Genomic DNA, 26,414 nt, shown 5'->3' on the forward strand with positions numbered 1-26,414 from the left:
ACCGGCTGCTGCGAAAATCCTTCGACCGCTGATCGGAACCGGTAGCTCGAGCGGATCCAGCCATCATCGCCACCTCGGCCACTTCGGCACCCCGCGACCCTTCCACGTCTCCACGAGACCGGCGGCCGAGCGGACGGACGCGAAGAGCCCGTAGCCGGCCCCGGCGAGACCCACGGAGACCACGAGCCAGCGCCCGATGCCGAGCCAGATGCGCCCGTCCACGTCGAGCGCCCACTGAGCGCCCGTGATGAGACCGGCGATGCCCATCCAGAGCCCGGCGACGACCACGACCACCGGCAGCAGGGCGAGGCACATCGCAGCGGCGGCCGACCAGAGCTGACGCGCTTCGAGCTTCGCCGTCGCCGCCATCATCCGCTCGGCGCGCTCGTTCGAGGCGTCGAGGTTCGCGGTCATCGTGGCCGAGGCCTTCCCGGCGACCTGCTCGACGGCCTTCTCGACCCGCTCCTCAGTACGCTTCTCGATCCGCTGCACCGCGCCGCCGACCTGGCTCACAAGCTTCTGGTTCGTTGTGGCCTGCACCTTCAGACCCTCAATCGCCGAGGCCGTAGCCGCGCGATTCTTCTGCGCCTCCGCGACCAAGGTTCGCGACGCGGCGTTCAAGCTCTCGCCGTTGAGACTCTGCGCGAACTCGCCGAGCGTGCTCGCGATCTCGTTCTGCCTGCTCTCGATACTCGCGATCCTCGCGGACACGTCGCTGGAGGGCGAGGAGGTCGACGCCGGGGTCGTGATCCGCTCCAGCCGCCTCGTCGTCTCCTCGTCCATGACCTTCACGAACCCCGCGAGCTTCTTCTGCTGCTCGGTCAGCGTGGCAATCCTCGTATTCTGCGCCTCGACGGCGGCGAGGATCGAGGTCAACAGCTCCATCGTCTCCGGACTGCCGAGCGGCTGCGGCGACTGCACGGGCCCGTTCTGCTGCTTCAGCCTGTCGAGCGCTGCGCTCATGTTCCTGCTCCTTCTGCTGCTGGTGGTAGTCGAAGAACGCCTGCGCGCCCTCCGGGGTGAAGTCCGCCGAGAGCGCGCTCGCGCGTTTGCGGCGATCGGCGCGGCCGGACTCGCCGCGGCGGTCCTCGATGTAGAGCGTCCAGGTCTCCTGCCCGGCGCGCTTGCCCTTCTTGCTGACGGGGCTGTGCAGCCGCATCCTCGGCACACGTTCCCCGGCGTCGTCGAGCTGCTGGTTCTGCTCCTCGATCACCGCTTCGAGACCGGCCTTGTCCACCACGCGGGGGTCGGCCAGTGCGGCGCTCATCCGGTCACCCATCTCGCGGTCGAGCCCGCCCTCCGCGAAGTCCTCGCGGCGCAGCTCCCAGTCCTTCGGCGCGTGCTCCAGCCGCTTCAAGACCGAGAGCCCGTGCTCTCGCATCAGCTCGTCGTTCGCCGACTGCACGCCCCGCTGGTTCCCGGCCTTGCGATCGTGGAACGTCCGGTAGTCCGAGAGCGCCTTTCCGGTCCGGTTGCTGTGATTGATGACCAAGATGTGGTTATGCGGCTTTCTGCCCCGGCCATCCACGTGACTGACCACGAGGCAGTCCGAGTCGGGGTGCATCCTCTTCGCGAGCTGATAGCCGAGATCGTTCACCCGCTGCACGTGCTCCGGGTTCTTCGGGTCGAACTCCTCGTCGCTGAAAGACTGCCGGTAATGCAGCGCCTCGACCTCGCGCGTGGTGTTCTGCGTGAGCGCCCGTGCGCGCGCCGAGAATGCGCCAGGGCCTCCCGGCACTTCGCACGTGATCGCGACGCCCCGCTCGTCCTCCTTCCCGCGGATATAGCGCTCGGTGTCGGCGGCGCTGGTGCTCGGGCTGTAGTGGGTGGTGCTCATGCGGCCGTCCGATCCCCGAGCAAGGCGCGGACCTCGCGCAGCAGCTCGATCAGCTCGGGCACCTCCGACGACAGCGCCACCGCCTCACCGGCGCGCGCGCGGCGATCCAAGTCGTTGACGTTGATCGCCAGCGGGCGCACCTGGGCAGCCAGCTCACGAGCGTCCGCCGACGCCTGCACACGCGCCTCGACCCCGAGCAGGTGCGCCGCCACGGCGGCGTCCAACTCCTCCGAGCGGGAGGCGTGGAGGGCATCGCGTACGACGGTCCGTACCCACGTGCTCGGAGCCAGCCCGAGCCGCTTCGCACGAGTGCGAAGCGCCGCGAGCGTCTCCTCCCCGAAGTCGGTATCGAGCTTCGCGCGGCCCCCACGACGACGCTTCGCGCCGCCGTGACTCTGACGCACAGCCTCCGCATCAGCCCGACCGGTGTTCACCTGGGAGTCGGTCTGCTGCTCCACCTGTACGCCAGAGTGGCAAGCAGTAGGCCTGTCGGACACATCGCTGACGCTCGTGTCCTCCAGCCCTGCTTGCGAGGGGCCTCCGGCCCCCTCGACCCCCTGGAAGAGCGAATGCTGATCGGTGCTCATGCGGCACCTTCGATCAGCGCCAGCGGCACGTCCGGACTTCGCACCGCGAGCCCGCTGAGCAGCTCCGCGACCGCACCGTCCGCGTCGTGTTCCGCCGAGGTCTCCGGACCGTACGTCAGTTCCCGCGACCCGGCGTTCTGGTGGTACGCGTTGCCGTACATGCCGGGCGTGTGCGCGGCGGTCGGGATGCTGCACTGGTGCCACTCGTAGGGCTCGATCTTCCCGATGTGCTGCACGAGGTAGCGGTTGATGTCGTCGGCGCGGTAGACCTTCACGACCGACGCCAGGCGGCGGATGAACTGGTCCAGCGCCTCGTCCACGTTGCCCTTCTGGCGGGCGTAGTAGAAGAACTCGACCGGCTCGATCGTCGCCGTAATCACGATGAGGCGCGGAGCCACCTCGCCCTTGTTCTTGTACCGAGCCTTCGCAGGCGAGGCGTTATACGGATCGAGCAGCAGCAGCCAATCGTTCGCGTCCATCGCCGAGGCCCGCAGATCGTCCAGCAGCAGCACCTCCTCGCCCCGCCAGTCATCCAATGGGTTCCCCGTCGCGGCACGGTAGACCTGCCACCGCTCGCCATGTGCATTGGCCGCGCTAATCGCCTCGGTGATGAAATCCGTTGCGAACCGAGTCTTGCCGATCCCGGCATCCCCGTGGACGAACACCACGTGCGTCGAGAAGGCACCGGCGCGCAGCTTCGCGGCCGCCCGGTACGCGCGGCGCTGGCCGTAGGCCGACAGCGCGTCGTCGATCTCCCGCTGATGCCGCGAGTAGATGTCGAACAGTTCGTCCGTGAGCATGATCTGATCCCGCGTGATTTCGCCCTGCAGCACCCGCTCCCGCATGTCCTCGAAGTTCTCCGCGACGACCTTCTTCTTCACGTGGGCGCGCCCCTTGAGCCAGGTCTCCCGGCGCTGGGCGTCGATCCCGAGGTAGTCCGGCCCGCGCACCGTGGCGACCTCCGACGGCGCGTACTGATGCTTGTCCGCATACTTCACGTGAGTCAGGTACGACAGCATGTTGTCGAAGGCGTACCGACCGCGGCCCGGCTTCTCGACGTACTGGGGCTCGACGCCGATGCCGAACGCGAGCCGAGCCAGCGGCGCGCTCTTCGCACGGCTGGCGAACTTGATGACCGCGTGCAGGTGATCGGGCTTCGGCTCGACCACCAGAGCCTTCTCCGTGTCGCTCCAGACCTCGCGCTCATCCTTGTCGTGCACGATTCCGTAGGCCTCGATGACCTCGCAGCCGATGGCCTCGAGCCGCTGCGCGACGTAGGCGAGGATCGCCCCGGCTCCCTGCTCGAGCAGCGCGGCCCCGTTCGGGTCCTCGGCAGCCCAGGTCCAGTACGACGGATCGAGGTACTGCGTGAGCCCGATGCTCGTCGGGTTGTTCTCCTGCTTAGCCACGGCGACCACCCCCGTCGCAGGCGGCGTGGAGGGCCGCAGAGGGGGTGCGGCGCCTAAATGACCCCGTATTGACCCCCAAATGAGACCTCAAATGAACCCGCGAGGCGACGCGACGCAGCGAAGACGGAATCGGCTTCTGACCAGGCGCGTTGTTGCAAGGCGCGGCAATCGACAAGCCCTTGCCGCGCCCGTAGGAACGAATGAGGCCCCCGAAACTCTTGGAGTGCGAAGCACGGCTGCGGACCGTCATCACGGCGATGGGCAGCCCGCCTTCGGCGGGTGCCAGGCCAGGCCCTCCGGGCGGGGTCAGGTCGGCGGGTGCGGTGCTGAGGTTGCGTGCGTCGGCGTGCATCAGCGACCACCGCCCCGGCCGTAGCGCTTGATGACAGCCTGATGCGTGACGCCGAGGGCGTCGCCGATCCTGGCCCAGGTCACCCCGTCGGCGCGGGCGTCGGCGACGGCGATCTCGACGGCCTCCTCCAGCACGGAGCGGAGCACGCCGAGGTCGTAGAGCTGGGCCTCGCCATCGGCGAGGGACGGGTCGCCCTGTCGCCAGCGGAAGCTGGTCAGGTGATCGAAGGCGGCGGAGTTCGCGCTCATCAGCGACCACCGCCCATCACGGCGGCGACGGCGGCGCGCTGTCGCGGCGTCAGCGGAGTGAGTGCCAGGCGCTCACCGGCTCGGCGACCGGCGGCGCGGGCGGCGGCGATGACGGGATCGAGCCCATCAGCATGCGGAACGGGAGACGAGTCCTGATCGAGAGCAGGGCAGTCAAGCGCGGATGCGCGGGGAACGTCGATAACGACAGACATCGGAAGTCCTCAGATATGAGTATCTTCCGGTTCCCCGCCACGGTAGTTGGGCTGTTTGACCGGCTACTCATCCGGGAGCAGAACCCCGCGCTTCTAAGTCGCGGCCCCGGTGGGATCTTCTTGTCTGCAACCACTCTCCCACGAGTCGACTCACCATTGCAATGACGAGTTGACTCATGAGTCAGTCGCGACGCGGCTCTATGCGAATGAGGTCGGGGTCGAACTTCACGTGACCGGGCGCGATGGGCTCGATGGTCACAGTCACCAGCTCGTCCACGAGCATCCGGCGGCGGTCTATGTCCAACGCCTTCCACTTCGACTCGACAACCTCGCGACGCTCCGCGGTGCCGACCGCCTCCTCCACGTCTGCCAGCAGCTTCGCCGCCACGGATACCGAGCGGTCGAGCAGCTCCGCGTCGATCTCGTCGATGCGGACCTTCACGTCGTTGATCGCCGCGGTGATCTCCAGGACCGGCTGATGGATGTCGCGCAGCAGCGGGCTCAGCTCCTTTACGCGCTCGACCAGGGCGTTCCGCTCGGTCAGCAGCTCCTCGCGGTCCGGCCCGTCGTCCTCCTGCGGCATCACGAGGTCGTGCACGTCCACCGACGACAGGCGGGTGAGCACTGCCTCGGTGACCATCGCATCGACGGGCTCGCGTTGGCGGGTGAGGTGGAACTGCTCGCCGCAGCGATACGTCGGCTGCTTGCGGCTGTTCGTCCCCGAGACGAGCGTCGCACCGCACTTCCCGCACAGCCCGATCGTCGACAGGAGGTATTTCGGCTGGTTGCCCTGCCTGGCCGACCTCCGCACGTTGTCCTCCAGCTTCGCCACCGCGGTCCGCCACGTCTGCTCGCTGACGATGGGCGGGAACGCCTCGCCCTGCACCGGGTACAGCTCGCCGGATGCGTAGTGCTTGATGTAGCCACAGTAAAGCGGGTTCGCGAGCAGGTAGCGCACGGCATCGACGGAGAATTCCGAGCCGCGGGCGGTGAGGTGACCAGCGCTGTTCAGGTCCTCGCGGATGCGCCGGATCGACAGCGACGGCTCGCCGAGGAACGCATCGAAGGCCCGCCGAACCGCGTCGGCCTCTTCCTCGATCAGCTCACCCTCCCTCGACCATCCGAACGCCTTCCAGGCGGACGTGGGGATGCCCTCGGCACGTCGGCGCTCGTTCGACCTGATCTGTCGCTCGGCCTTGCGACGCGCCTCGAACCGGGCGAGAGCGGCGAGCATCGTCGCCCGGAACTCGCCGTCCGCCGTCGAGAGATCGATCTCGCCGTCCACGGTGACGACGCGCAGACCGAGGTCGATCAGCGTGTTCAGGTCCTTCGTGCTGCGCAGGAGCCGGTCCATGTCCACGGCGACCACCATCGAGAACCGGCCCGCGCGGGCGTCGTCCAGCATCTCGGCCCACCGGGTGCCAGCGCGGCGCTTCTTCGTCGCCGACACCGCGTTGTCCTCGTAGACCTCGACGACGTTCCAGTCCTTGGCCTCGGCCAGCGCCCTGATCTTCCTCAGCTGCGTATCGACCGTCCAGCGGTCGCCCTTGCGGTCCATGGAGGCGCGGACGTACGCGGCCACCTCGTTCGTCTTCCTCAGCGCTACCAGTTCGACCATGCAACCAAGCTTACGTGAACGGGCGTTGCAACCACGATATGCGGTACCGCATGTCGATGACGCCGGTGCCGACCTCGATGTGCTTCGTCTTCGCGGCGATTGCGCTGAGGACCGGAATCGGGGCGGCCGCCTGCTTCGCGAAATGATGGACGCGGAAGTATGCGCCGTTGACGCCGATCTCATCGGCGCCGACGCCGATCTCGACGGCCTGCTGGAGCGCTTCCTTCGCGCCGTAGTCGCCGGGGGCCGCACCTGGTCCGTAGTGGCCGAAACTGAGGAATCCGAATGCCTTCATGCTCATGGCAACCTGGTTGAGAGATCAATTATTCCGGCGCATCGGACCGCCAGCCCACCCAGAGGAGTCGCACGGTCGCCGGGTACGACGAAGGCCCCGTCGCGGACGACGGGGCCTTCTCCTGCTCCCCCGGCTGGGCTCGAACCAGCGACCCTTCGATTAACAGTCGAATGCTCTGCCAACTGAGCTACGGAGGAATGTGGCAGTGACCTGCGCACGAGAAAACAGCATAGCAAAGGTCGTCCCGGCTGAGCAAAGCGGGCGACTGTGCATTGGCTCACATGCTCGTCGGCGACCGGACCGAGCTGTGTGCGCCTCCGGCTCACCCCACCTCGACGGGAGGGGAAACCGTACATTCACCTCCACCTGAGGGCTCGGCCGACTACCGCCCTGTAACATCGGGGGTGATCCCCCGACGCGTCGCGGGAGAGACTCCGAGCCCGAATCCGACGGAAGCAGAACACGTGACCATTGTGGCCATCGCCCTCGCCGTGCTGGCAGCCGTGGCCCTCGCGTTCGGGGCCCTCTACCAGCACGACGCCGTCGCCGATCAGGACAATTCGCACGACGGTCTGAGCTGGGCGCATTTCAAGGAGCTCCTGAGCAATCGGAAGTGGCTGCTCGGTCTCTTCATCCTCGGCCTCGGCACGCTCGGGAACTTCCTCGCCCTCGCTCTCGCCCCGGTCATGGTCGTCCAGCCCATCGGCGCGTTCTCCCTCATCGTCTCCGTCCTCCTCGGCGTGCGCTATCGCGGTCTCAAGGTCAACCGCCGCCTCGTCCAGGCGGTCGTGTGGTGCACGCTCGGCGTCACCGTCTTCGTCGCGCTCTCGGCCACGACCGCGCGCACGCAGGTCCACCTCGGCGCGGATGCGATGCCGTTGGTGTGGATCACCGGGGTCATCGTCGTCCTCGGACTCATCATCATGGTCGCCTTCAGGCGGGCCCCGCAGCTCGTCCTCATCACCGCCGCCGGTCTCCTCTTCGCCTGTGTGGCGACGAACGCCCACCTCGTCAGCGTCCAGTATCTGCGGGCGGGGATCGAGAACGTCACGTGGCAGAACATCGCAGCACTCGTCGCCGCCGCGGCCCTGGGCTCGTGGTTCGTCCAGAACTCGTACGCGGCCGGTCCCCCGGAGATGGTCATCGCCGGGCTCACAGTCGTCGACCCGATCGCCGCTGTCATCCTCGGCTCCGTCGTCCTCGGCGAGGCGAAGGAAGCTCCCTTGTGGCTGCTCATCATCATCACGATCACCGGATTGGTCGCGTGTCTCGGGGTCGTTGTATTGTCTCGGTATCATCCCGATGTCAGAGATCGCGAGAACGCGCGCCGGCAGGCCCGCGAAGTACTGAACCTGGACGACACCGAGGAGAGTTGAACCCTGTCCGCACAATCGACCGCCCCCGCGCGCCGCATCCTCATCCCCACAGAGACCTATGCTCCTGAGGTCAACGGAGCGGCGAAGTTCGCCGAACGACTGGCAGCGGGCCTGGCCGCACGCGGCAACGACGTCCACGTCGCCTGCCCGTCGGCCACCGGAACCCCGTCGGTGAGCGTCGAGAACGGCGTCACGGTCCACCGCCTCACCTCCCACAGGTGGATGCTCCACCCCACGTGGACGATCTGCATGCCGTGGGAGACGAAACCCGAGATCGCCCGCCTCCTCGACACCCTCCGCCCCGACGTCGTCCACACGCAGGCGCACTTCGTCATCGGACGCTACGCGTTCTCCGAATCGATCCGCCGCGGCATCCCCGTCGTCGCGACCAACCACTTCATGCCGGAGAACGTCCGCCCCTACCTCCGCGTGCCCAGACCCCTCGTCGACGGCGGCACCGCCATGGCCTGGTGGGATCTGCGCCGGAAGTTCCAGTCCGCTGACTTCATCACCGTGCCCACCCAGCTCGCGGCAGACCTCCTCACGCAGAACGGATTCACCTCCCCCATCCGCGCCGTGTCCTGCGGCATCGACCTCGAACGCTTCTCCCACCTCCAGGAGGAGGACCACGCACCGGGCATCGGCGACGGCGACGCTCCTCGCGTCCTCTTCGTCGGCCGCCTCTCCGCGGAGAAGCACGCCGACGACATCGTCCGGGCCGTGGCGAAGACCGACCCCGCCCTCGGACTCGAAGCCGACATCGTCGGCGGCGGTGACCAGGAGGAGCCACTCAAGGCGCTTGCCGCCGAACTCGGCATCGCCGATCGCATCCACGTCCTCGGCAAGGTCAGCGACGCAGAGCTCATGGACGCCTACGCCCGCTGCACGTTCTTCTGCATGCCCTCGACCGCGGAACTCCAGTCGATCGCGACCCTTGAGGCGCTTGCCTCACGCAAACCCGTCGTCCTCGCCGACGCCGTGGCCCTGCCCCACCTCGTGCGCGACGGCGTCAACGGCTACCTCTTCCCACCGCGCGACATCGACGCCCTCGCCGACCGCTTCACCCGCCTGTGCACGCAGTCGGAGGCGGAACGGGAGGCGATGTCCCGGGCCTCCCTCGACGTCGTCGCCGTCCACGACATCGAATACACCCTCGACACGTTCGAATCGATCTACGCCGACGTCATCGACGGCACGGTCGACTCAGCGGCCTGAGGGCACGGCCGACTGCAGGCACAGCGCAGCGGCTCAGAGGTCAGGCGCGCTCCCGGTCGGCACCGTCGCCGCATCCGTCGGCGGAAGGAACACGCTCGGCTCCCGGCGCAGGTGCGCGAAGTCGATGCCGTCGACGAGGTCGTCAAGCGACGACCAGGGCCGTTGCCCGAGAACCTCTCCCCCGGCGGAGTCCCCGCCGAGGGAGTGCCACACCCATTCGAAGACATCCGCGGGCTTCCAGCCGAGGGCCGAGAGCTGCTCATACGTCACTGCTCCGTCGCGCTTGGCCAGCCTGGCCCCCGATTCCCCGAGGACGAGGGGGACGTGGAGCCACGACTGCTCGCCTGCACCGAGGAGGCGCCCGAGATGTGCCTGCCGCGGTGCCGAAGAGGCAAGGTCGTCACCGCGGAGGACCTCGTCGACGCCGCTGGCCGCATCGTCGACGACGACGGTGAGGTTGTAGGCGAAGACTCCGTCACCCCGGCGCAGGACGAAGTCGTCGACGGGCGCGGTGATCGTCCCGAGGAGTCCGTCGGGGACCGTGATCTCCGTATTCTCCGTGCGCAGCCGCAGCGCCGGCTGCCGGCCTGCGGCGGCAAGTTCCGCGCGTCGACGCTCCCGGTCCCCCTCGCCGAGGCGGCGGCACGTTCCCGGGTACGCCCCCGGCGGGGCGTGCGGAGCCGAGGCCGCCTGCTGGATGTCCCGGCGCGAGCAGTAGCACTCGTAGACGAGCCCCGCCTCGGCGAGGCTGCCGATCGCGTCAGCGTAGACGTCGAGCCTCTCGGACTGGACGAGCGGGGTCTCATCGGGGACGACGCCGAGTTCCCTGAAGACCTGCAGCTGCGAGGCGGCCGCCCCTGCCCGGACCCTATCGAGGTCCTCGATGCGCCAGAGGAACCGCCGTCCCGTCTGCCTGGCCCGCGCGTAGGCGAGGAGTCCGGTGCGGATGTTGCCGAGGTGGAGGTCGCCGCTCGGGCTCGGTGCGAACCGGCCGGCGCCCCTCACTTCGCAGACACGAGGTCGGCGTACTGCGGGAACCGCTGAAGGTAGTCGATGACGTAGGTGCACGTGGGCACGATCCGCCCGCCCTCGGCGCGGATCTCGTCGAGGGCGTGGGTGACCAGGGTGCGGGCGAATCCGCGACGGGAGAAGTCCTCGGAGATGATCGTGTGCTGCAGCTCGAGGGTCGTCCCATCGACGACGCGGTAGGCGAGGAACCCCACGAACGCCTCGTCGTCAGAGGTGAAGAGTTCGAAGCGGTCCCGGTCGCGGTTGCGTCGCATCGTCACCGGGGTGGTGCTCAGTTCGGGTTCCATCTGCACTTCCTCATCATCGCACGGGCGCAGTCGTGAGCCCTTCGCCCTCGACGTCGGCCGTGGTCTTGCGCTGCAGCCGTCTCTCCAGCCACCGAGCGAAGCCGGCGACGATCATGTTGATGACGATGAAGAGGGCGGCACCGACGATGAACGTCGGCAGGAGGTTATTGTACTCTCGGCCGATGAGGTTGACCTGGTAGAGGAGGTCCTGATAGGTGACGATGAAGCCGAGTGCGGAGTCCTTGAGGAGGACGACGACCTGGGCGATGATCGTCGGCATCATCGCCCGCAGCGCCTGCGGCATGAGGACGAGGCTCATCACCTGGCCGGGACGCAGACCGATGGCCATCGCCGCCTCCCGCTGGCCCTTGGGCACAGCGAGGATGCCGGCGCGGATGATCTCCGCGAGCACCATGCCGTTGTAGAGGGTGAGGCCGATGACGACGGACCAGAACGGACCGATCGTGTTCCCAAAGAGGAGGAAGGTCGCGAAGATGAGGAGGAGGACGGGCACGCCGCGGAAGAACTCGAGGACGATCGTCGCAGGCACGGAGATGATGCGCTTGGGTGAGAGCCGCAGGAGGGCGAAGACGACTCCGACGGCCAGCGCCAGCACCGAGGCGACGACGGCGACCTTGAGGGTCGCGAGCATGCCCTCGAGGAGGACGAGCTGGATCTGCGCGAACGTGAACGGGTACCACTTGTCGGCTTCGAGCTGTCCGGCGTCCGCGAACTTCCAGATGACGAACGCGACGATGCCGGCAAGCACGATCGTCGAGACGATGGAGAGGACGATGTTGTTGCGGCGGGCCTTGGGGCCGGGCGCGTCGAAGAGGACCGCTGTCGGTGCGCTCATCGCAGGATCACCAGCTTCCGCTCGAGGTAGGAGAAGATGCGGCCGAGGATGAGGGCCAGGACGAGGTAGGCGACGGCCGTGCCGAAGAGGATGGGGATGACGAGGTCCCCGCGCAGCTCGATCGCGTTGCGCATCGCCGAGATGAGCTCGCGGTTGTTGAACGCCGAGGCGATCGAGGTGTTCTTGAGCATCGCGATGACGACGCTGCCGAGCGGCGGGATGACGGTGCGGAACGCCTGCGGGAGGATGACCTCGCTCAGCGTCTGGTTGAAGGTCAGTCCGATCGCCCGTGCGGCTTCGGCCTGACCGACCGGGATGGTGGCGATGCCGGCCTTGAGCGTCTCGGCGACGAAGCACGCGGTGTAGGCGGTGAGCGCGATCGTCGCGTAGACGAAGGAGTTGAACGAGCTCGAGCTGCCGAAGCGGATGTCGAGGAAGGGCAGGCCGAAGGCGCAGAAGAACATCACCAGCGTCAGCGGCGTGTTCCTCACGACGTTGATGTACGTCGAGGCCGCGATCCGAAGCACCGGTGTCGGCGAGACCCGCATCGCTGCCAGTATCGTTCCGAGCACGAGTGAGCCGACCAGGGCGACGGTGAAGAGCTTGACCGTGCCCCACACGCCGGAGCCGAAGAGCTCGAGGAGCTGGACGAAATCCATCCCGGGTTCCTTAATCGATGCGAGGGCACCCTCAGGCGCCCTCGCATCGCATCATCAAGCGGACAGGTCAGTAACGGTCGACCTCAGGCATCTGCACTCCCTCGGACGAACCGAGAGTGTATTCGAAGCCCTTCTTCCAGTCGCCGTCCTCCATGCTCTTCTCCACGGCGTCGTTGACCGCGTTGCGCAGCGCCGTATCGCCCTTGGGCAGGCCGATGCCGTAGGGCTCCTCGCTGAACGGCTTTCCGACGACCTTGAGCTCGCCCTCGTTCTGGGCGGCATAGCCGCGGAGGATCGCGTCATCGGTCGTCACCGCATCGACCGCGCCCGACTGGAGGTCGGTGACGCACTTCGAGTAGGTGTCGTACGTGACGAGCTCGGCGTCCGTGTACTTGTCCTGGATGTTCTGGGCCGGCGTCGACCCGTCGACGGAGCAGACCTTCTTGCCCGCGAGGTCCTCGGGTCCGGCGATGTCGGAGTCGGCCTTGACGAGCAGGTCCTGACCGGCGACGTAGTACGGTCCGGCGAAGTCGACGACCTTCTTGCGCTCGTCGTTGATCGTGTAGGTCGCCACGACCATGTCGACGTTGCCCTGCTGGAGGAAGGGCTCACGGTTGGCCGACACCGTCTCGACGAAGTCGAGCTGATCGGGGGCGAAGCCGAGCTGCGCACCGACCATCTTCGCGATCTCGATGTCGAAGCCCTCCGGGACGTCCGACCCGGCCTTGACGTTGCCGAGCCCGGGCTGGTCGAACTTGACGCCGACCTTGAGCGTGCCCGCGTCCTTCGCGGCCTGCCAGGTCTTCGAGTCCTTGACGTCGGCGTTCTCGTTGACGGGGTACTCGGGGGCCGCCGCCTGCGAACCGCCCTCGGCGGGGGCATCGGGGGTTCCGCCCTGACCGCAGCCGCTGAGGGCGAGCAGGCCGACCGCGACGGCGGCGATGGACACTCTGAGCTTCTTCATGGTTTCTCCTTGTGGTTCTCGTGCGGGACTGCGGGGTCAGTTGGTGAGGATCTTCGAGAGGAAGTCCTGCGCGCGGGCACTCTGCGGGTTGGTGAAGAACTCCTCGGGGTCGGCGACCTCGACGATCTCGCCGTCGGCCATGAAGACCACCCGGTTGCCGGCCTTGCGGGCGAATCCCATCTCGTGGGTGACGACGACCATCGTCATCCCCTCCTTGGCGAGTTCGACCATGACGTCGAGGACCTCGTTGATCATCTCCGGGTCGAGGGCCGAAGTGGGCTCGTCGAAGAGCATGACCTTCGGCTTCATCGCCAATGCCCGGGCGATCGCGACACGCTGCTGCTGACCGCCGGAGAGCTGAGCGGGGTACTTGTCGGCCTGATGGGCGACGCCGACGCGCTCGAGCAGCGCCATCGCCTGCTTGTCGGCCTCGGACTTCTTGAGCTTGCGGACCTTGATCGGTCCGAGCGTGACGTTCTCGAGGATCGTCTTGTGGGCGAAGAGGTTGAAGGACTGGAACACCATGCCGACGTCCGAGCGCAGCTGGGCGAGCTCGGCTCCCTCGGCCGGGAGCTCCTCGCCCTCGATCGTGATCGACCCCGAGGTGATGGTCTCGAGTCGGTTGATCGTCCGGCACAGGGTCGACTTGCCCGAACCGGAGGGTCCGATGACGACGACGACCTCGCCCTCGTGGATGTCGAGGTCGATGTGCTTCAGCGCATGGAAGTCTCCGTAGTGCTTCTCGACGTCCGTCATCGAGACCAACGGCTGTGATTCAGCTCTCATGACCACCGATCTTAGTGAAAGACCAGCTCACAAGATAATCCCCGGGTGTTCACAGGGGAACTGCAACCGACTTGTGACCTAGCTCGCATGGACGATGCGCTCGCCCTCCTCGCGGAGTTCGACCTTGCGGATCTTGCCCGACACCGTCATCGGGAAGGAGTCGCGGACTTCGACGTAGCGAGGGATCTTGAAGTGGGCGAGACGCCCGGCCGCGAACTCCCTGACGTCCTCGGCGGTGAGCGTGTCGTAGCCGTCCTTGAGGATCACCCATGCCATGAGCTCCTCACCGTACTTCTCGTCGGAGACGCCGATGACCTGGACGTCGCTGATCGCCGGATGCTGGTAGAGGAACTCCTCGATCTCGCGCGGGTAGACGTTCTCGCCGCCGCGGATGACCATGTCCTTGATCCGCCCGGAGATGTCGACGTAGCCGTCGTCGTCCATGATCGCGAGGTCCCCGGTGTGCATCCACCGGGCGCTGTCGATCGCCTCGGCGGTCTTCTCCGGTTCCTCCCAGTACCCGAGCATGACCGAGTAGCCGCGGGTGCACAGTTCGCCCTTCTGCCCGCGGGGCATGGTCTGGCCCGTCACCGGGTCGACGATCTTCACCTCGACGTGCGGCATCACCCTGCCGACGGTCTCCGTGCGGGCCTCGAGCGAATCGTCGACGCGGGTCATCGTCGAGACCGGGGAGGTCTCGGTCATCCCGTAGCAGATGGCGACCTCGGACATGTTCATGTCGTGGATGACGTGGCGCATGACCTCGACCGGGCAGGGGGAGCCGGCCATGATCCCGGTCCGCAGCGATGAGAGGTCGAAGTCGGAGAAGTCCGGCAGGCCGAGCTCGGCGATGAACATCGTCGGCACTCCGTAGAGGGAGGTCGCCTTCTCCTCGGCGACGGCAGTGAGGCTCGCCGCCGGGTCGAATCCGGGTGAGGGCAGGACGATCGAGGCGCCGTGGCTGAGCGCGGCGAGGTTGCCCATGACCATGCCGAAGCAGTGGTAGTAGGGCACGGAGAGGACGACCGAGTCGTCGGGGGTGTAGGAGAGCAGCTCGGCGATGAAGTACCCGTTGTTGAGGATGTTGTGGTGGGAGAGGGTGACCCCCTTGGGAAAGCCCGTCGTCCCCGAGGTGTACTGGATGTTGATCGGATCGTCGGCCGAGAGCTCGCCGGCTGCCTGCTCGAGGCGCACCGCGTACTTCGCGCCGGGATCCTCCAGGAGGCTTCGGCCCTCGTCGAGCAGGCGCGCGAACGACTCGCGCTCCCCCACCGCCGTGTCTCCGATCAGCGCGGCCGGAACGGTGTCGATGAAGACGAGGTCGAGGTCGGGGACGGTGCCGGAGACCTCGGTGGCCAGCGCGTGGAAGTCCGTGTGAGGCGGGTTGAGGATCTGTGAGATGAGCAGCGTCATCCCCGACTGCCTGACGACGTATTCGAGCTCGTGCGCCCGATAGGAGGGGTTGACGTTGACGAGGATCGCGCCGATCTTCGCCGTCGCATACTGGACGAGCGCCCACTCCCCGACGTTCTGCGCCCAGATGCCCACCCGGTCGCCCTTGCGCACGCCGCGCTCAAGCAGCGCCGCGGCGAGGGCATCGGTGTCCTTGTCGAATTCGGCGTACGTCCAGCGGCGATCGGAGCCGCGGTCGACGAGGGCGATCGCCTCGGGGTGTTCAGCAGCCGTGCGGCGGAAGTTCGCAGGGATCGTCTCGCCGAGCAGGGGGGCGTTCGAGGGGCCGGAGGAGTAGGAGAGTGCGGTCACGTCGGTGTGCTCCTTCGCAGGGGTCTAGTGTGATCCACTGCACAGTATTCCCTCTCCGTCCGTCTCGCAAAAGCTGAGGAGGAAATCCCGGCCGCTCGTGTCGTCGCCGTGGCCGATCTCCCCGACCGCTCCCACAGTGTCCACACGCCCGGAGTCGATGAGGACGAGGGTCTCGGCGAGGCTCGTGACGTCGGCGACATCGTGGGTGATGAGCAGTGCGCTGCGCCCACGCAGCACCTCCTTGAGGACGCGGCGCGTCTCGATGCGCACGTCGACGTCGAGGGCGGCCAGGGGTTCGTCGAGGAGGAGGAGGGCAGGATCGACGACGAGGGCGCGGGCGAGGGCGATGCGGGCGGCCTGCCCCCCGGACACAGCATCGGGTTGCCGGCTCGCGCATTCCCCGACGCCGAGGCGGTCGAGCATATCCGCGGCGTGTCGCCGTGCCAGCGCGGCCGGTTCACCGCGGGCGCGCAGTCCGTAGGCGACGTTGTCGAGCACGCTGAGGTGGGGGAAGAGCAGCGGGTTCTGGGCGAGATGGACGATGCCGCGGGCGTGGATGGGCGGCCACAGGCCCGCCGCGACGTCGAAGACGGTGGTCCCGCCGATCCGCAGAGAACCCGCAGCGGCCGGGAGCGCCCCGATGAGGATCTCGAAGAGACTCGTCTTGCCGGCGCCGTTGCGGCCGATGACCGCCGTCGTCGACCCGGCGGGCACGTCGACGGCGACATCGAGGCCGCGCTCGGGCAGGACCGCCCGGAGGCTGAGCGTACCGCGGTCAGTCGGGGGGTGGTCCCGCACGCTCGACGCATGGTCGGAGTCATCTGCGGCGGGCAGGTCCGCCGGGGCTGCGCTGCGAGCACCGGCGCTCTCGGGCGCGGCGGCGTCCGTCCGGGCGGCTGCGCGCCGGCGCAGCCGCGGCGCATGCGGCGAACGGTAGGCGAGGACGATGATGATGAGGGCCGCGGCGACGAGGAGGAGCGAGAGGGCGATCGCCGACTGCGGATCGGACTCACGGACGAGATAGATCTGCAGCGGCATCGTCCGCGTCACCCCCGACAGGGAACCGGCGAAGGTCAGGGTCGCCCCGAACTCCCCGAGCGACCGGGCGAAGCAGAGCACGGTACCGGTGAGGATGCCGCCCCGAAGCATCGGGACGGTGATCGTCGCGAACACTCGGGCCGGCGTCGCACCGAGTTCGGCCGCCGCGAGCTCCCACCGCTGCCCGCGGGCGGCGACCGCGGTCTCGACGGACATGACCATGAACGGCAGGGAGACGAAGATCTGCGCGAACACGACGGCTGCGGTCGTGTAGGCGAGGCCGATGCCCGCCTCGGTGAGCAGCGACCCGAGATAGGCCGACCGCCCCCACGTGTAGAGCAGGGCGAGGCCGCTGACGACCGGGGGCAGGACGAGGGGCAGGAGGATGAGGGTGCGCAGGAGCCTCTGTCCGCGGAAGCGCGTCGTCGCGAGCAGGTAACCGAGCGGGAAGCCGATGAGGAGGCTGACGAGTGCCGCGATCGTCGAGGTGAGAAGGGAGAGTCCCATCGCCAGCAGGGATTCCGGCGCGGTGACGACCTCGCCGAGGTGGCCGAGGTCGATGCGTGCGACCATCCCGATGATGGGCACGAGGAGGAAGGCGACGCCGAGGGCTGCGGGGATCCACAGCCACCTCGGCGCCGCCGAATGACGGCGGGTGGGACGGCTCACGGGGTGGAGAACCCGGCGTCCTCGAGCAGCTTCACAGCCTCAGGCGACCGGAGGTAGCTGACGAACGCGTCCGCCTGCTCCTGGTTCTCGCTCGCCCTCACCGTGGCCGCCGGGTACCGGTTGACGACCTTCTCGGCCCCGTCGAGGTCAACCTGGTCGACGTCGCCGTCTGCGCGGGCGACGTCGGTGACGTAGACGATGCCCGCGTCGGCCTGGCCGGAGCTCACCTTGCCGAGGACATCGGTCACCGAGTTCTCCTCGCTCGCCGGGTCGAGGGTGACGCCGTTCTGCTGCGCCCACTTCTCCGTCGCCGCCCCGCACGGCACCTGGGGTGCGCAGACGACGAGGTCTGTGCCGGCGAGGTCCTGCGAGTCGGCGATCCGCTTCGGGTTGCCGGGAGCGACGGCGAGGGCGAGGGTGTTCGAGGCGAAGATCTCCGGCGTTCCGGTGAGCAGATCGTCGCCTGCGAGGGTGTCCATCGTCTTCTCATCGGCGGTGGCGATGACATCGGCCGGAGCGCCCTCGCTGATCTGGGCGACGAGGTCGGAGGATCCGGCGAAGGAGAACGTCACGTCGGTGTTCGGCGCGGTCCTCTCGTATTCGGTCGCGATCTCCTCGAAGACCTCGGTGAGGGAGGCGGCGGCGAAGACAGTGAGCGTGGTCGGCTCCTCGGCCCGGTCCTCGCCCGAGGCACCGGTGGAACAGGCGGAGAGAGTGAGCAGGGCGACGATGCCCGCTGCGGTGGCAAGTCTCTTCATAACCCATTCATACCCGCAGATGCGGAGTTTTCACCACATTCTGTCAGTATCTGAGATTTCGTTCCCGATCATTCACTCCTCGCCGACGGTGTCGATCCAGACCATCGTCGCCTTGACCGCGGCCGTGGCGAGGCTGCCGGGTTCGAGCTCGAGCTGACGGCACGCCTCGGCGGACATGAGGGAGACGACGCGGAAGGGACCGCACTGGAGGCTGACCTGGGCCATCACGCCGTCGATGACGACGTCGGTGACGAGTCCGGTGAAGCGGTTGCGGGCCGAGCTGCGCACATGGGTGGGATCGTCGAGGGCTCCGGCGGAGTCCTGGGCGAGCGCGGCGAGTTCGGCGCCGTCGACGACCGAGCGGTTCGAGGCGTCCTTGTGCTGACGCAGGCGCCCGTCGCTGATCCACCGGCGGATGGTGTCGTCGCTGACGCCGAGGAAGCGGGCGGCGTCGCTGATGCGCAGCCGGGTCATTCGAGCGCTCCCACCCATTCGTCGTCGCCGTCGGAGAAGTACTGGTGCTTCCAGATCGCAACCTTGTCCTTGACCTCGTCGATGAGCTCTGCACACGCGGCGAACGCCTCCCGGCGGTGGGCGGAGGCGACGACGGCGGCCAGCGCCACGTCGCCGATGCGAAGCTCCCCGACCCGGTGGACGACGGAGATCCGCACCTCCGGGTGGGCTCTGGCAACGGCGGCGGCCGCCTCGGCGAGCTGCTGGTCGGCGAGCGGATGGGATTCGTAGACGAGTCGTTCGACTCCCCTGCCCGAGTCGTGGTCGCGGATGATGCCGGAGAAGGTCACGGATGCTCCGGACGCCGCGGTGACGACCTCGGGAGCAAGCTCGTCGGTGCTGATCGGGGTCTCGACGATTCCGGTGCGGATCACGCTCATGCCGACCGCCTCCAGTCTCCGCTGCGGCCCCCGGACTTCTCGATCACCTTGATGTCGCCGATGACCGCCTGGTTGTCGACGGCTTTGATCATGTCGAAGATCGTCAGGGCCGCCACCGATGCCGCAGTGAGCGCCTCCATCTCGACGCCCGTCTTCGAGACGGTCTTGACCGCCGCAGTGATCCGCACGCTCGTCTCGTCGAGGGTGAAGTCGACGTCGACTCCGGTCAGGGGCAGCGGGTGGCAGAGGGGGATGAGGTCGCTCGTGCGCTTGGCACCCATGACAGCGGCGATGCGCGCGACCGGCAGGGCGTCGCCCTTGGGCAGTCCCGCCTCGGTGATGAGGGCGATGACCTCGGGGCGCGTCGTGATGAGCGCCGTCGCCACGGCGCGGCGCTTCGTCACGTCCTTGTCCCCGACGTCGACCATGTGGGCGGCCCCGGTCTCGTCGATGTGCGTGAGGTTCAGTCGATTGTCCACGTCTTCAGCCTATCCCCCGCGGGCGCGAAGAGCCTGTCGGACTCGGGTGCGTCGACGGGAGGGAGGAAGACGAGGTGGGTGCTCTCCGCATAGCTGTGGAGCAGGTGGGAGCGGGAGCCGCCGACGAAGACGATGCCGTCGTCGGTGAGGCGGGCGCGCCGGACCTGGAGTTTGCCCGCCGGCGGGGTCTCGTCGAGTCCGGCCGCCAGCTGGTGGTGGGCGGCGGGACGGGCGTCCGCTTCGGCATCGAGGCCGAGGAGAGCCGGTCGGAGGAACATCTCGAAGCTGATGAGCGCGCTCACCGGGTTGCCGGGCAGGGCCACCCAAGCCCGTCCGGCCAGCCGACCGCACCCTTGGGGCCCGCCCGGCTGCATGGCGATGGGTTCGAAGACCATTGCCGAGTCCGGGTCGAGGTCCGCGGCGAGCCGGACGACTTCGCGTGCGCCCTTCGAGATCCCGCCGGTGGAGACGACGAGGTCGGCGTCGGTGGCGGCAACGGCCTCAAGGAGAAGACGCGGATCGTCGGGCACGTGCAGGGTCTCGACCTCGGCGCCGAGGCGGAGCAGGCCGGCGGTGAGGGTGACCCCGTTGGCGTCGTGGATGCCCGCCTCAGCGCCTGCGGCGACCTCGTCGCCGGTGGAGAGGACGAGGATGCGCGGCAGCGTGACGACGTCGAGGGCGTCCACCCCGCAGGCGGCGGCCACGCCGAGGCGGGCGGGGGTGAGCTCGGCACCCGCGGTGAGCACGGTGGTTCCGACGTCGACGTCGCTGCCGCGGCGGCGGACGAACGCGCCGGGTTCGACCGCCTCGGCGGGGAGGTCGACGGTGATCTCGGGAGCACCGAAGCGTCCCGGGGACGTCGCCTCGATGGGGACGATCGTGTCCGCCCCCGGCGGCACCGGGGCCCCGGTCATGATCTCGACCGCGGTGCCGGGGGCGACCGGGTGCCCGTGCGCGCCCGCGGCGACCTGACCGGTGACGGGGATGGGGCGACCGGAGGCGGTCCGCAACGTGTCGGCGGCGATCGCGAAGCCGTCCATGCTCGAATTGTCGAAGCCGGGGACGTCGATGCCGGAGACGACGTCGGCGGCGAGGCGCCGCGGCACGGCGAGGAGGTCGGCCAACGGCCGGGTCTCGGTCCCAAGCAGCGGAGAGATCGTCTCAGCGACGCGACGACGATGCATGATGGCGCTGGTCATGGGACGATGATAGCGAAGGGAAAGAACAAGGAGGACGAATGCGGAAGGTCAGTCTCCCGACCCCGGTCCTGAGGACTCCGACTCTCGATCCGGGAACGACGTTCACGGGGCACGCGGAGGATTCGCTGCTCGACACCTTCGGTCGGCGTGCCCGCGACCTGCGCATCTCCCTCACCGACTTCTGCAACCTCCGCTGCAGCTACTGCATGCCCGCCGAGGGCGTGGAGTTCATGCCCCGCGATGCCGCGATGAGCGCCGAGGAGATCGTCCGCTTCGCCCGCATCGGCGTCGAACGCTTCGGCGTCGACCAGATCCGGTTCACCGGCGGCGAACCCCTCACCCGCCACGACATCACCGACATCATCGCCGGGGTCGCCGCCCTGCGGCCGCGGCCGAACATCGCCCTGACGACGAACGCGATCGGGCTCGACAACCGCGCCCAGCGGCTGCGCGACGCCGGCCTCGACCGGATCAACGTCTCGCTTGACACCGTCGACCCGGACACGTTCGCCGAGATCACCCGCCGCCCCTTCCTCGACCGGGTCCTCGCCGGCATCGAGGGGGCGAAGGCCGCCGGCCTCAACCCGGTGAAGATCAACGCCGTGCTCCTGCCCGGTGTCAACGACCATCAGGCTCCCGACCTGCTCCAGTGGTGCCTCGAGAACGACCTCTCCCTGCGGTTCATCGAGCAGATGCCCCTCGACGCGGGACATTCGTGGCAGCGCTCGACGATGATCACCGCCGCCGACGTCTTCGCCCTCCTCGAACCGCGGTTCGTCCTCACCCCCGACTCCGCCCCACGCGGCGGGGCACCGGCGGAGAAGTTCCGCGTCGCCGCCCGCGAGGACCCGGAGACGATCCTCGGCGACGTTGGCATCATCGCCTCGGTCACCCGCCCGTTCTGCGCCGACTGCACCCGGACACGGCTGACCGCGGAGGGTCGGGTGCGCACGTGCCTGTTCTCCCGCACCGAGGTCGACCTGCTCGCGGCCCTGCGGGCAGGGGCGAGCGATGAGGAGATCGCCAACCTGTGGAAGGGCGCTCACTGGGCGAAGCTCGCCGGACACGGCATGGACTCCGCGGACTTCACCCAGCCGCAGCGGCCGATGAGCGCCATCGGAGGATGAGAGCACCCGTGACCGCAGTCAACGTCCGCTTCTTCGCCGCTGCCCGCGAGGCCTTCGGCACCCGTCAGTCCACCGTCGAGGCCGCCACCCTCGACGAGCTCGTCGCGGTGCTCGCCGATGGTGCCTCCGCCGAGGCGGTCACCGTGCTCTCCCGGTCGTCGTTCCTCGTCAACGCCGTCGCCCGCCGGGACCGCGCCGAGGCGCTGCACGACGGGGACACCGTCGACGTGCTCCCGCCGTTCGCCGGCGGCTAGCCTGAACGCCTGCTCAGGCCACCGGCGAGGCGTCGGTGCGGGAGAGGTAGGCGAGGTAGCCGCCGGTGACGGTGACGACGTCGAAGCCGCGGCCGCGCAGCTCGGTGGCAGCGCGCGCCGAGCGCACTCCCGAGCGGCAGTAGAGGGCGATCCGTCCGGTCTTCATCTCGTCCCCGGACCCGAGGAGTTTCGCGGGGTCGGCGAGCAGGGCCTCCATGGGGATGTGCCGCGCGCCGGCGACGGCACCGGCGGAGACCTCGGCGTCCTCACGGATGTCGATGAGGCGATCCTGCGGCCCGACCTCGTCCCATCCGATCGCCGCGGCCTCCGCGTCGTCGGTCGGAACTGGCACCTCGGGTGTGGGTGCACCGGCCAGTGCCGCACGGTGGGCGTCGAGGCTCGTCACGGGCTCGCGCTGCGGGTCGCGGGCGACGGGGATCGTCTCCCACGAGGCGTCGAGGCTGCTGTGGATCGCCACCGCATCGCGCAGCGGCGTCCCGATGCCCGTGAGCACCTTGATCGTCTCCATCGCCATGGCCGAGCCGATGCTTCCGCACAGGGCGCCGATGACGCCGGCGGTCGCACAGTCGGGCACCGAACCGGGTGCGGGCACGTCGGGGAAGAGGTCGCGCAGGGTCGCACCGTGCCGGGCGTCGAAGACCGCGACCTGTCCGTCGAAGCCGAGGATCGTCCCCCACACGAGCGGGATGCCGAGGATCTCGCACGCATCGTTGGCAAGGTAGCGGGTCGCGAAGTTGTCGCTGCCGTCGACGACGATGTCGGCGCCGGTAAGGATGTCCATGGCGTTGTCGGCGGTGAGCAGGACGGGATGGGTGACGATCTCAATCGTCGAGTTCAGCCCCCGCAGGCGCGCGGCCGCCGAATCGACCTTGCGCGCACCCACGCCGTCCTCGGCGTGAATGAACTGCCGGTGGAGGTTGCTCAGTTCGACGACATCGGGGTCGACGATGTCGAGGCGGCCGACCCCGGCCGCTGCGAGGTAGGTGAGGACGGGGGCACCGAGACCGCCCGCGCCGATGACGACGACGTGCGCGTCGACGAGTCGTTCCTGTGCCTCGGCACCGAATCCGCGCAGCCGGATCTGGCGGGTGTAGCGGGAGAGGTCCATGGCATCCAGTCTAGATCCCGGGCCCCGTCGGCAGGATGTCGACGCCGTCTCCGTCCGCGATGCCACCGGGAGCCGCGGGCACCCTGAGGATCGCGTCGGCACCGGCGAAGTCGCGCAGCCGCGCCCGCGCCGCCGGGACGACGCGCCCATCGACGGCGATCGTCGCGGGCACGAGCGAGACACCCCGGCGGTGTCCCTGCAGGGCCGGTCCCTCGTAGAGGCCGCGACGCCAGCGCTGCGCGAGCACGGTGCCGGTGAGCAGGGGCAGGGCGAAGAGGTGGAAGGAGAGGTACGCGCCGGCCGGGGTGCCCGGGAAATGGAGCAGCGGTGTGCCCGCCCGCTCCCCGTGCCCCTGCGGTCCCCCGGGACGCTGCCCCACGCGGAGGAACTCCGAGCACTCCCCTTCGAGGGCGGCGCGGACGACCTCGTAGGCGCCTGCGCTGATGCCTCCGGTGGTGATGACGAGATCGACCTCGGGCAGCAGGTCGTCGAGGACGGCGAGGAATTCGACCGGGTCATCGCTGCTCGTCGCCGGCAGCACCGTAAAGCCGTGCGATCCGAGCGCGGAGGCGAGCATAGGCAGGTTCGAGTTCGGGATCCGCGGGGCGCCCTCACCGGGTTGGAGTTCGTCGCCGGTGACGACGAGTCCGACCCGCAGCGGCCGGGCGACGTCGACGGCCTCGATGCCGAGCATCGCGAGCGTCCCGATCCCTGCGGCGCCCAGGCGCTGACCGCCGAGGACGACGACGTCGCCGGCCGCGGTGTCCTCCCCCACGTCGCGGATGTTCCAGCCGGGCACGACCGGGTCGGGCAGGCCGGTGACGGTGATCGATGCGGGGACAACTCCGGTGCGCTCGGCGTCGGTGAGCTCGACGGGCACCACTGCCGCAGCGGAGTCGGGGACCTCGGCGCCGGTCATCACCCGCACCGCGCAGCCGCTCGGGATGGGCACCGGCGCGTGACCGGCCGGAATGTCGCCGGCCACAGGCACCGGCTCCCCCGTCCGTGCCCGATCGAGGGCGGGCGCGTCGAGGGCGAAGCCGTCCATCGCCGAGGTGGCGAACCCGGGGATCGGGGCCGGTGCGGGGACGTCGCGGGCGAGGATCCGACCGACCGCCTCGGCGAGGGGAACGGTCTCCGCACTCGCGGGCAGGTCCCTGGCGATGAGTCGGGAGTAGTCCTCGGGTTCCACACGCGTCCTTTCGTCTCCGATGATCCTAAGACCTGGGCGGGGCCGGCGACGAATGCCCGGCCCGGGTCGGCGTCTCCACTAGAGTGGGCGACGTGGACGACGTGGCGGACGAGACCGAGGAGCAGCGGTGGAGCGTCGTCTCCTGGCCGGGTCTCGCGGCCGCACTCATCGCGGTCTCCGCGGTCGTCCTCTTCGGCATCGGCACCGATCTGCCCGAGTTCAAGGCGTGGGGGTATGCGCCCATGCTCGCCGGCGTCGGGCTCGCGTGGACGACGACGGTGAGCTTCGCCCGCGACCTCACCGTCATCGCCGGGGCGCTCGCCCTCATCTCCGCGATCTCCGTCGAAGCCGACATCTCGTGGGGCAACATCCTGCGGATGGGTCTCGTGCTCTCCGCCGTCGTCGTCATCCCCTTCCTCATCACCCGGTACTGCTTCAAGGAGAGGAGCATCGTCTACCCCCGCCGGCACGGGGTGCCGTGGACGAAGCTCGAATGGGCGTGGCTCGTCTTCGTCGTCGTCGTCGCGTGGGCGGTCCTCCCCCAGTACTTCATCCGCACCGGCGTCTACCTCAACTGGCCGCCGGTGACCGAATGGCATGAGATCCTCCGCCTCTTCATCGGCGTCAACGCCGTCGGGCTCTGGGACGAGCTCTTCTTCATCTGCACGGTCTTCGCGCTGCTGCGGCGGCACTTCGACTTCTGGACGGCGAACGTGCTCATGAGCATCATCTTCGTCTCGTTCCTCTGGGAGCTCGGCTACCAGTCGATCGGCCCGCTGCTGACGATCCCCTTCGCCCTCGTCCAGGCGGTGATCTTCACCCGGACGAAGTCGCTGCCGTACACGGTCACCGTCCACCTCCTCTTCGACGCGATCGTCTTCCTCACGATCGTCTCCGCCCACCACCCCGAAGCGCTGCCGATCTTCATCGGGGTCTGACCGGCCTCAACGACGCCACCGGTTCCGTCCGAAGCCGATGAAGACGAGGACGGCTCCGGCGATCCACCAGAGTCCGGCGGTCATCCCGGTGCGTTCGAGGAGCGGGCCGCCCGTCGTGTGCAGTGTCGCGATGCCGCCGACGGCGACACCCACGCTGGTGCCGAACTGCCGGAACGCGTTGTTGAGACCACCGGCGAGTCCTGGGCGGTTCGGCCAGGCGGCCATGGTCTCACCGACGATGGCGGCGGTCATCAGGCCCAGGCCGATGCCGATCCCGAGCAGACCGGGGATGAGGCCGGGCACGCCGGGCACCCGGCCCAGGGTGAGGAGACCGACCCCGCCGATGAGCAGGCCACTGCAGGCGACGGCGCGGCGGCCGCAACGAGTGACGAGTCTGCCGGAGGCCGGTCCGAGGATGACGAACGGCGCGGTCGCCAGCAGCAGGATCGCTCCTGCGGGGCCGGCTGCGAGGTGCAGCTCGTCCTGGAGGTGGACAGTGACGACCTGGAGCGTTCCATTGGCGCCGCTGGTCATGACCGCGGCGACGATGACCGAGACGACCAGTGAGCGCAGACTCTCCGGTCGCCCGCGCTCGTCGGCCGCATCGCCGGCGGGGAGCAGCCGTGCGGTGCCTAAGAGCGCCGTGAGGACGAGAGGCACGTTGACCCAGAACACCGCCCGCCAGTCCAGGGCCGCGACGAGCAGCCCGCCGACGCCTGGTCCGATCGCGGTCGCCACCGCACTCACCCCTGACCATATCCCCAGTGCTCTTGCTCGCGGTGCCGGTTCCGCCCACGTGGTCGTCAGTGCGGCCAGCCCGGCCGGCAGCATCGCCGCTGCCGCGATGCCCTGCGCGCCGCGGGCACCGAGCACCGTCCCCCACGACCATCCGATTGCCCCGAGCCCGGAGGCCGTTGCGAAGACGACCAGGCCCCAGAAGAGCACGCGGAGCGGCCCGAGGCGATCGACGAGCCACCCGGCCGGGAGCAGCCCGAGCGCGAGCGGCACCGTGTAGGCATCGACGAGGAGCGACCACTGGCTCCTGGGAATGTCGAACGCGCGACCCAGGCTGGGTTGGGCGACGTTCATCGACAGCACGTCGAGCAGGACGAGGAACATCGGCACGCACAGCACTGTCAGCAGCAGCGGACTCCCGCTTGTCGACTGTGTCGGTGGGCATGGCTTCATGGACCCCATCCTCGGACAGGGATCGTTCGACGGCGATCGAACGATGGCGGAGGGAT

The 26,414-nt window shown here is 68.7% G+C and carries 28 protein-coding genes, 1 tRNA gene and 1 pseudogene; 5 read left to right on the top strand and 25 right to left on the bottom strand.

What is annotated here, in order from left to right; translation table 11 throughout:
- Positions 1 to 63 precede the first annotated feature (63 nt).
- From EZE58_RS17775 to EZE58_RS16900, 9 genes and pseudogenes are all read right to left on the bottom strand, one after another.
- Entirely contained in the window at positions 64 to 963 is a 900-nt protein-coding gene (locus tag EZE58_RS17775; RefSeq protein WP_040340997.1) for a hypothetical protein, read from the bottom strand.
- A 325-nt stretch (positions 964 to 1,288) separates the two neighbouring features.
- Positions 1,289 to 1,837, bottom strand: a pseudogene (locus EZE58_RS17780) (relaxase/mobilization nuclease domain-containing protein); the annotation flags it as partial.
- Positions 1,834 to 2,424, bottom strand: coding sequence for a hypothetical protein (locus EZE58_RS16870; RefSeq protein WP_006358982.1), 591 nt, complete (start codon positions 2,422 to 2,424; stop codon positions 1,834 to 1,836). The gene EZE58_RS16870 and the pseudogene EZE58_RS17780, both read right to left, overlap by 4 nt.
- The gene (locus tag EZE58_RS16875; protein ID WP_040340996.1) at positions 2,421 to 3,842 is read right to left on the bottom strand and encodes a Rep family protein; all 1,422 of its coding nucleotides are present in this window, start codon (positions 3,840 to 3,842) and stop codon (positions 2,421 to 2,423) included. Before EZE58_RS16875 ends, EZE58_RS16870 begins: the two co-directional genes overlap by 4 nt.
- A gap of 342 nt (positions 3,843 to 4,184) precedes the next feature.
- On the bottom strand, positions 4,185 to 4,433 hold the full coding sequence (locus tag EZE58_RS16880; RefSeq protein ID WP_006215448.1) for a hypothetical protein: 249 nt from the start codon (positions 4,431 to 4,433) through the stop codon (positions 4,185 to 4,187).
- The gene (locus EZE58_RS16885; RefSeq protein WP_006215449.1) at positions 4,433 to 4,645 is read right to left on the bottom strand and encodes a hypothetical protein; all 213 of its coding nucleotides are present in this window, start codon (positions 4,643 to 4,645) and stop codon (positions 4,433 to 4,435) included. Before EZE58_RS16885 ends, EZE58_RS16880 begins: the two co-directional genes overlap by 1 nt.
- A gap of 181 nt (positions 4,646 to 4,826) precedes the next feature.
- A complete protein-coding gene (locus tag EZE58_RS16890) occupies positions 4,827 to 6,263 on the bottom strand; it encodes a recombinase family protein (RefSeq protein ID WP_006358979.1) in 1,437 nt (478 codons plus the stop codon).
- Positions 6,264 to 6,273: 10 nt separating this feature from the next.
- Positions 6,274 to 6,564 carry an LLM class flavin-dependent oxidoreductase gene (locus tag EZE58_RS16895; RefSeq protein ID WP_009375570.1) on the bottom strand — a complete coding sequence of 97 codons (291 nt, stop codon included), beginning with the start codon at positions 6,562 to 6,564 and terminating at the stop codon, positions 6,274 to 6,276.
- A gap of 118 nt (positions 6,565 to 6,682) precedes the next feature.
- Positions 6,683 to 6,755 (bottom strand) — tRNA-Asn (locus EZE58_RS16900).
- Between the two features lie 267 nt (positions 6,756 to 7,022).
- Here EZE58_RS16900 and EZE58_RS16905 point away from each other — a divergent pair.
- Complete coding sequence (locus tag EZE58_RS16905; RefSeq protein ID WP_223289865.1) at positions 7,023 to 7,934, top strand: DMT family transporter; 912 nt, start codon at positions 7,023 to 7,025, stop codon at positions 7,932 to 7,934.
- A gap of 42 nt (positions 7,935 to 7,976) precedes the next feature.
- Positions 7,977 to 9,149 (top strand): glycosyltransferase, encoded by a 1,173-nt coding sequence (locus EZE58_RS16910; protein ID WP_259824173.1) that lies wholly within the window; start codon positions 7,977 to 7,979, stop codon positions 9,147 to 9,149.
- A 33-nt stretch (positions 9,150 to 9,182) separates the two neighbouring features.
- Here EZE58_RS16910 and gluQRS read toward each other — a convergent pair whose 3' ends face one another.
- From gluQRS to EZE58_RS16975, 13 genes are all read right to left on the bottom strand, one after another.
- Positions 9,183 to 10,154, bottom strand: a complete 972-nt coding sequence (gene gluQRS / locus EZE58_RS16915; protein WP_009375565.1) for a tRNA glutamyl-Q(34) synthetase GluQRS — start codon at positions 10,152 to 10,154, stop codon at positions 9,183 to 9,185.
- On the bottom strand, positions 10,151 to 10,465 hold the full coding sequence (locus EZE58_RS16920; protein WP_009375564.1) for a GNAT family N-acetyltransferase: 315 nt from the start codon (positions 10,463 to 10,465) through the stop codon (positions 10,151 to 10,153). Before EZE58_RS16920 ends, gluQRS begins: the two co-directional genes overlap by 4 nt.
- 13 nt (positions 10,466 to 10,478) lie before the next feature.
- Complete coding sequence (locus EZE58_RS16925; RefSeq protein ID WP_009375563.1) at positions 10,479 to 11,321, bottom strand: amino acid ABC transporter permease; 843 nt, start codon at positions 11,319 to 11,321, stop codon at positions 10,479 to 10,481.
- On the bottom strand, positions 11,318 to 11,980 hold the full coding sequence (locus EZE58_RS16930; protein ID WP_009375562.1) for an amino acid ABC transporter permease: 663 nt from the start codon (positions 11,978 to 11,980) through the stop codon (positions 11,318 to 11,320). Before EZE58_RS16930 ends, EZE58_RS16925 begins: the two co-directional genes overlap by 4 nt.
- Before the next feature lie 67 nt (positions 11,981 to 12,047).
- A complete protein-coding gene (locus tag EZE58_RS16935) occupies positions 12,048 to 12,944 on the bottom strand; it encodes a glutamate ABC transporter substrate-binding protein (RefSeq protein ID WP_009375561.1) in 897 nt (298 codons plus the stop codon).
- Positions 12,945 to 12,980: 36 nt separating this feature from the next.
- Complete coding sequence (locus tag EZE58_RS16940) at positions 12,981 to 13,709, bottom strand: amino acid ABC transporter ATP-binding protein (RefSeq protein WP_009375560.1); 729 nt, start codon at positions 13,707 to 13,709, stop codon at positions 12,981 to 12,983.
- Between the two features lie 99 nt (positions 13,710 to 13,808).
- Positions 13,809 to 15,494 carry an AMP-binding protein gene (locus tag EZE58_RS16945; protein WP_009375559.1) on the bottom strand — a complete coding sequence of 562 codons (1,686 nt, stop codon included), beginning with the start codon at positions 15,492 to 15,494 and terminating at the stop codon, positions 13,809 to 13,811.
- A gap of 24 nt (positions 15,495 to 15,518) precedes the next feature.
- On the bottom strand, positions 15,519 to 17,201 hold the full coding sequence (locus tag EZE58_RS16950; RefSeq protein ID WP_009375557.1) for an ABC transporter permease: 1,683 nt from the start codon (positions 17,199 to 17,201) through the stop codon (positions 15,519 to 15,521).
- Positions 17,198 to 17,959, bottom strand: coding sequence for a molybdate ABC transporter substrate-binding protein (gene modA / locus EZE58_RS16955; RefSeq protein ID WP_009375556.1), 762 nt, complete (start codon positions 17,957 to 17,959; stop codon positions 17,198 to 17,200). Before modA ends, EZE58_RS16950 begins: the two co-directional genes overlap by 4 nt.
- 72 nt (positions 17,960 to 18,031) lie before the next feature.
- Positions 18,032 to 18,433 carry a TOBE domain-containing protein gene (locus tag EZE58_RS16960; protein WP_009375555.1) on the bottom strand — a complete coding sequence of 134 codons (402 nt, stop codon included), beginning with the start codon at positions 18,431 to 18,433 and terminating at the stop codon, positions 18,032 to 18,034.
- The gene (locus EZE58_RS16965) at positions 18,430 to 18,852 is read right to left on the bottom strand and encodes a molybdenum cofactor biosynthesis protein MoaE (protein ID WP_009375554.1); all 423 of its coding nucleotides are present in this window, start codon (positions 18,850 to 18,852) and stop codon (positions 18,430 to 18,432) included. Before EZE58_RS16965 ends, EZE58_RS16960 begins: the two co-directional genes overlap by 4 nt.
- Positions 18,849 to 19,331: a cyclic pyranopterin monophosphate synthase MoaC gene (moaC, locus tag EZE58_RS16970; protein WP_009375553.1), complete on the bottom strand. Its 483-nt coding sequence runs from the start codon at positions 19,329 to 19,331 to the stop codon at positions 18,849 to 18,851. The genes EZE58_RS16965 and moaC overlap by 4 nt, the downstream gene beginning before the upstream one ends.
- On the bottom strand, positions 19,316 to 20,530 hold the full coding sequence (locus tag EZE58_RS16975) for a molybdopterin molybdotransferase MoeA (RefSeq protein WP_009375549.1): 1,215 nt from the start codon (positions 20,528 to 20,530) through the stop codon (positions 19,316 to 19,318). The genes moaC and EZE58_RS16975 overlap by 16 nt, the downstream gene beginning before the upstream one ends.
- Before the next feature lie 38 nt (positions 20,531 to 20,568).
- On the opposite strand from EZE58_RS16975, the gene moaA reads away from it, so the two are divergent.
- On the top strand, positions 20,569 to 21,657 hold the full coding sequence (gene moaA / locus EZE58_RS16980; protein WP_009375547.1) for a GTP 3',8-cyclase MoaA: 1,089 nt from the start codon (positions 20,569 to 20,571) through the stop codon (positions 21,655 to 21,657).
- A gap of 8 nt (positions 21,658 to 21,665) precedes the next feature.
- On the top strand, positions 21,666 to 21,911 hold the full coding sequence (locus EZE58_RS16985) for a MoaD/ThiS family protein (protein WP_009375545.1): 246 nt from the start codon (positions 21,666 to 21,668) through the stop codon (positions 21,909 to 21,911).
- A 13-nt stretch (positions 21,912 to 21,924) separates the two neighbouring features.
- Here the strand turns inward: EZE58_RS16985 and EZE58_RS16990 are convergent, their stop codons facing one another.
- Complete coding sequence (locus EZE58_RS16990; protein WP_009375543.1) at positions 21,925 to 23,040, bottom strand: ThiF family adenylyltransferase; 1,116 nt, start codon at positions 23,038 to 23,040, stop codon at positions 21,925 to 21,927.
- A gap of 10 nt (positions 23,041 to 23,050) precedes the next feature.
- The gene (locus EZE58_RS17785) at positions 23,051 to 24,232 is read right to left on the bottom strand and encodes a molybdopterin molybdotransferase MoeA (protein WP_009375541.1); all 1,182 of its coding nucleotides are present in this window, start codon (positions 24,230 to 24,232) and stop codon (positions 23,051 to 23,053) included.
- Positions 24,233 to 24,324: 92 nt separating this feature from the next.
- Between EZE58_RS17785 and EZE58_RS17000 the strand changes: the two genes are divergently transcribed.
- A complete protein-coding gene (locus tag EZE58_RS17000) occupies positions 24,325 to 25,170 on the top strand; it encodes a CPBP family intramembrane glutamic endopeptidase (RefSeq protein ID WP_167560964.1) in 846 nt (281 codons plus the stop codon).
- Positions 25,171 to 25,176: 6 nt separating this feature from the next.
- Here the strand turns inward: EZE58_RS17000 and EZE58_RS17005 are convergent, their stop codons facing one another.
- The gene (locus tag EZE58_RS17005) at positions 25,177 to 26,289 is read right to left on the bottom strand and encodes an MFS transporter (protein ID WP_236586986.1); all 1,113 of its coding nucleotides are present in this window, start codon (positions 26,287 to 26,289) and stop codon (positions 25,177 to 25,179) included.
- Between the last annotated feature and the right edge of the window lie 125 nt (positions 26,290 to 26,414).

The organism is Brevibacterium sp. LS14, from assembly GCF_012027885.1.
Taxonomy (GTDB): domain Bacteria; phylum Actinomycetota; class Actinomycetes; order Actinomycetales; family Brevibacteriaceae; genus Brevibacterium; species Brevibacterium casei.

Coding starts and splice junctions, on each gene's coding strand:
- EZE58_RS16895 (WP_009375570.1), bottom strand. CDS start 6,564: ATGAGCATGAAGGCATTCGGATTCCTCAGTTTCGGCCACTACGGACCA.
- EZE58_RS16990 (WP_009375543.1), bottom strand. CDS start 23,040: ATGGACCTCTCCCGCTACACCCGCCAGATCCGGCTGCGCGGATTCGGT.
- moaA (WP_009375547.1), top strand. CDS start 20,569: ATGCGGAAGGTCAGTCTCCCGACCCCGGTCCTGAGGACTCCGACTCTC.
- EZE58_RS16960 (WP_009375555.1), bottom strand. CDS start 18,433: ATGACCCGGCTGCGCATCAGCGACGCCGCCCGCTTCCTCGGCGTCAGC.
- modA (WP_009375556.1), bottom strand. CDS start 17,959: ATGAAGAGACTTGCCACCGCAGCGGGCATCGTCGCCCTGCTCACTCTC.
- EZE58_RS16975 (WP_009375549.1), bottom strand. CDS start 20,530: ATGACCAGCGCCATCATGCATCGTCGTCGCGTCGCTGAGACGATCTCT.
- EZE58_RS17005 (WP_236586986.1), bottom strand. CDS start 26,289: ATGTTCCTCGTCCTGCTCGACGTGCTGTCGATGAACGTCGCCCAACCC.
- EZE58_RS16965 (WP_009375554.1), bottom strand. CDS start 18,852: ATGAGCGTGATCCGCACCGGAATCGTCGAGACCCCGATCAGCACCGAC.
- EZE58_RS16880 (WP_006215448.1), bottom strand. CDS start 4,433: ATGAGCGCGAACTCCGCCGCCTTCGATCACCTGACCAGCTTCCGCTGG.
- EZE58_RS17775 (WP_040340997.1), bottom strand. CDS start 963: ATGAGCGCAGCGCTCGACAGGCTGAAGCAGCAGAACGGGCCCGTGCAG.
- EZE58_RS16925 (WP_009375563.1), bottom strand. CDS start 11,321: ATGAGCGCACCGACAGCGGTCCTCTTCGACGCGCCCGGCCCCAAGGCC.
- EZE58_RS16885 (WP_006215449.1), bottom strand. CDS start 4,645: ATGTCTGTCGTTATCGACGTTCCCCGCGCATCCGCGCTTGACTGCCCT.
- EZE58_RS16920 (WP_009375564.1), bottom strand. CDS start 10,465: ATGGAACCCGAACTGAGCACCACCCCGGTGACGATGCGACGCAACCGC.
- EZE58_RS16930 (WP_009375562.1), bottom strand. CDS start 11,980: ATGGATTTCGTCCAGCTCCTCGAGCTCTTCGGCTCCGGCGTGTGGGGC.
- EZE58_RS16870 (WP_006358982.1), bottom strand. CDS start 2,424: ATGAGCACCGATCAGCATTCGCTCTTCCAGGGGGTCGAGGGGGCCGGA.
- EZE58_RS16935 (WP_009375561.1), bottom strand. CDS start 12,944: ATGAAGAAGCTCAGAGTGTCCATCGCCGCCGTCGCGGTCGGCCTGCTC.
- EZE58_RS16890 (WP_006358979.1), bottom strand. CDS start 6,263: ATGGTCGAACTGGTAGCGCTGAGGAAGACGAACGAGGTGGCCGCGTAC.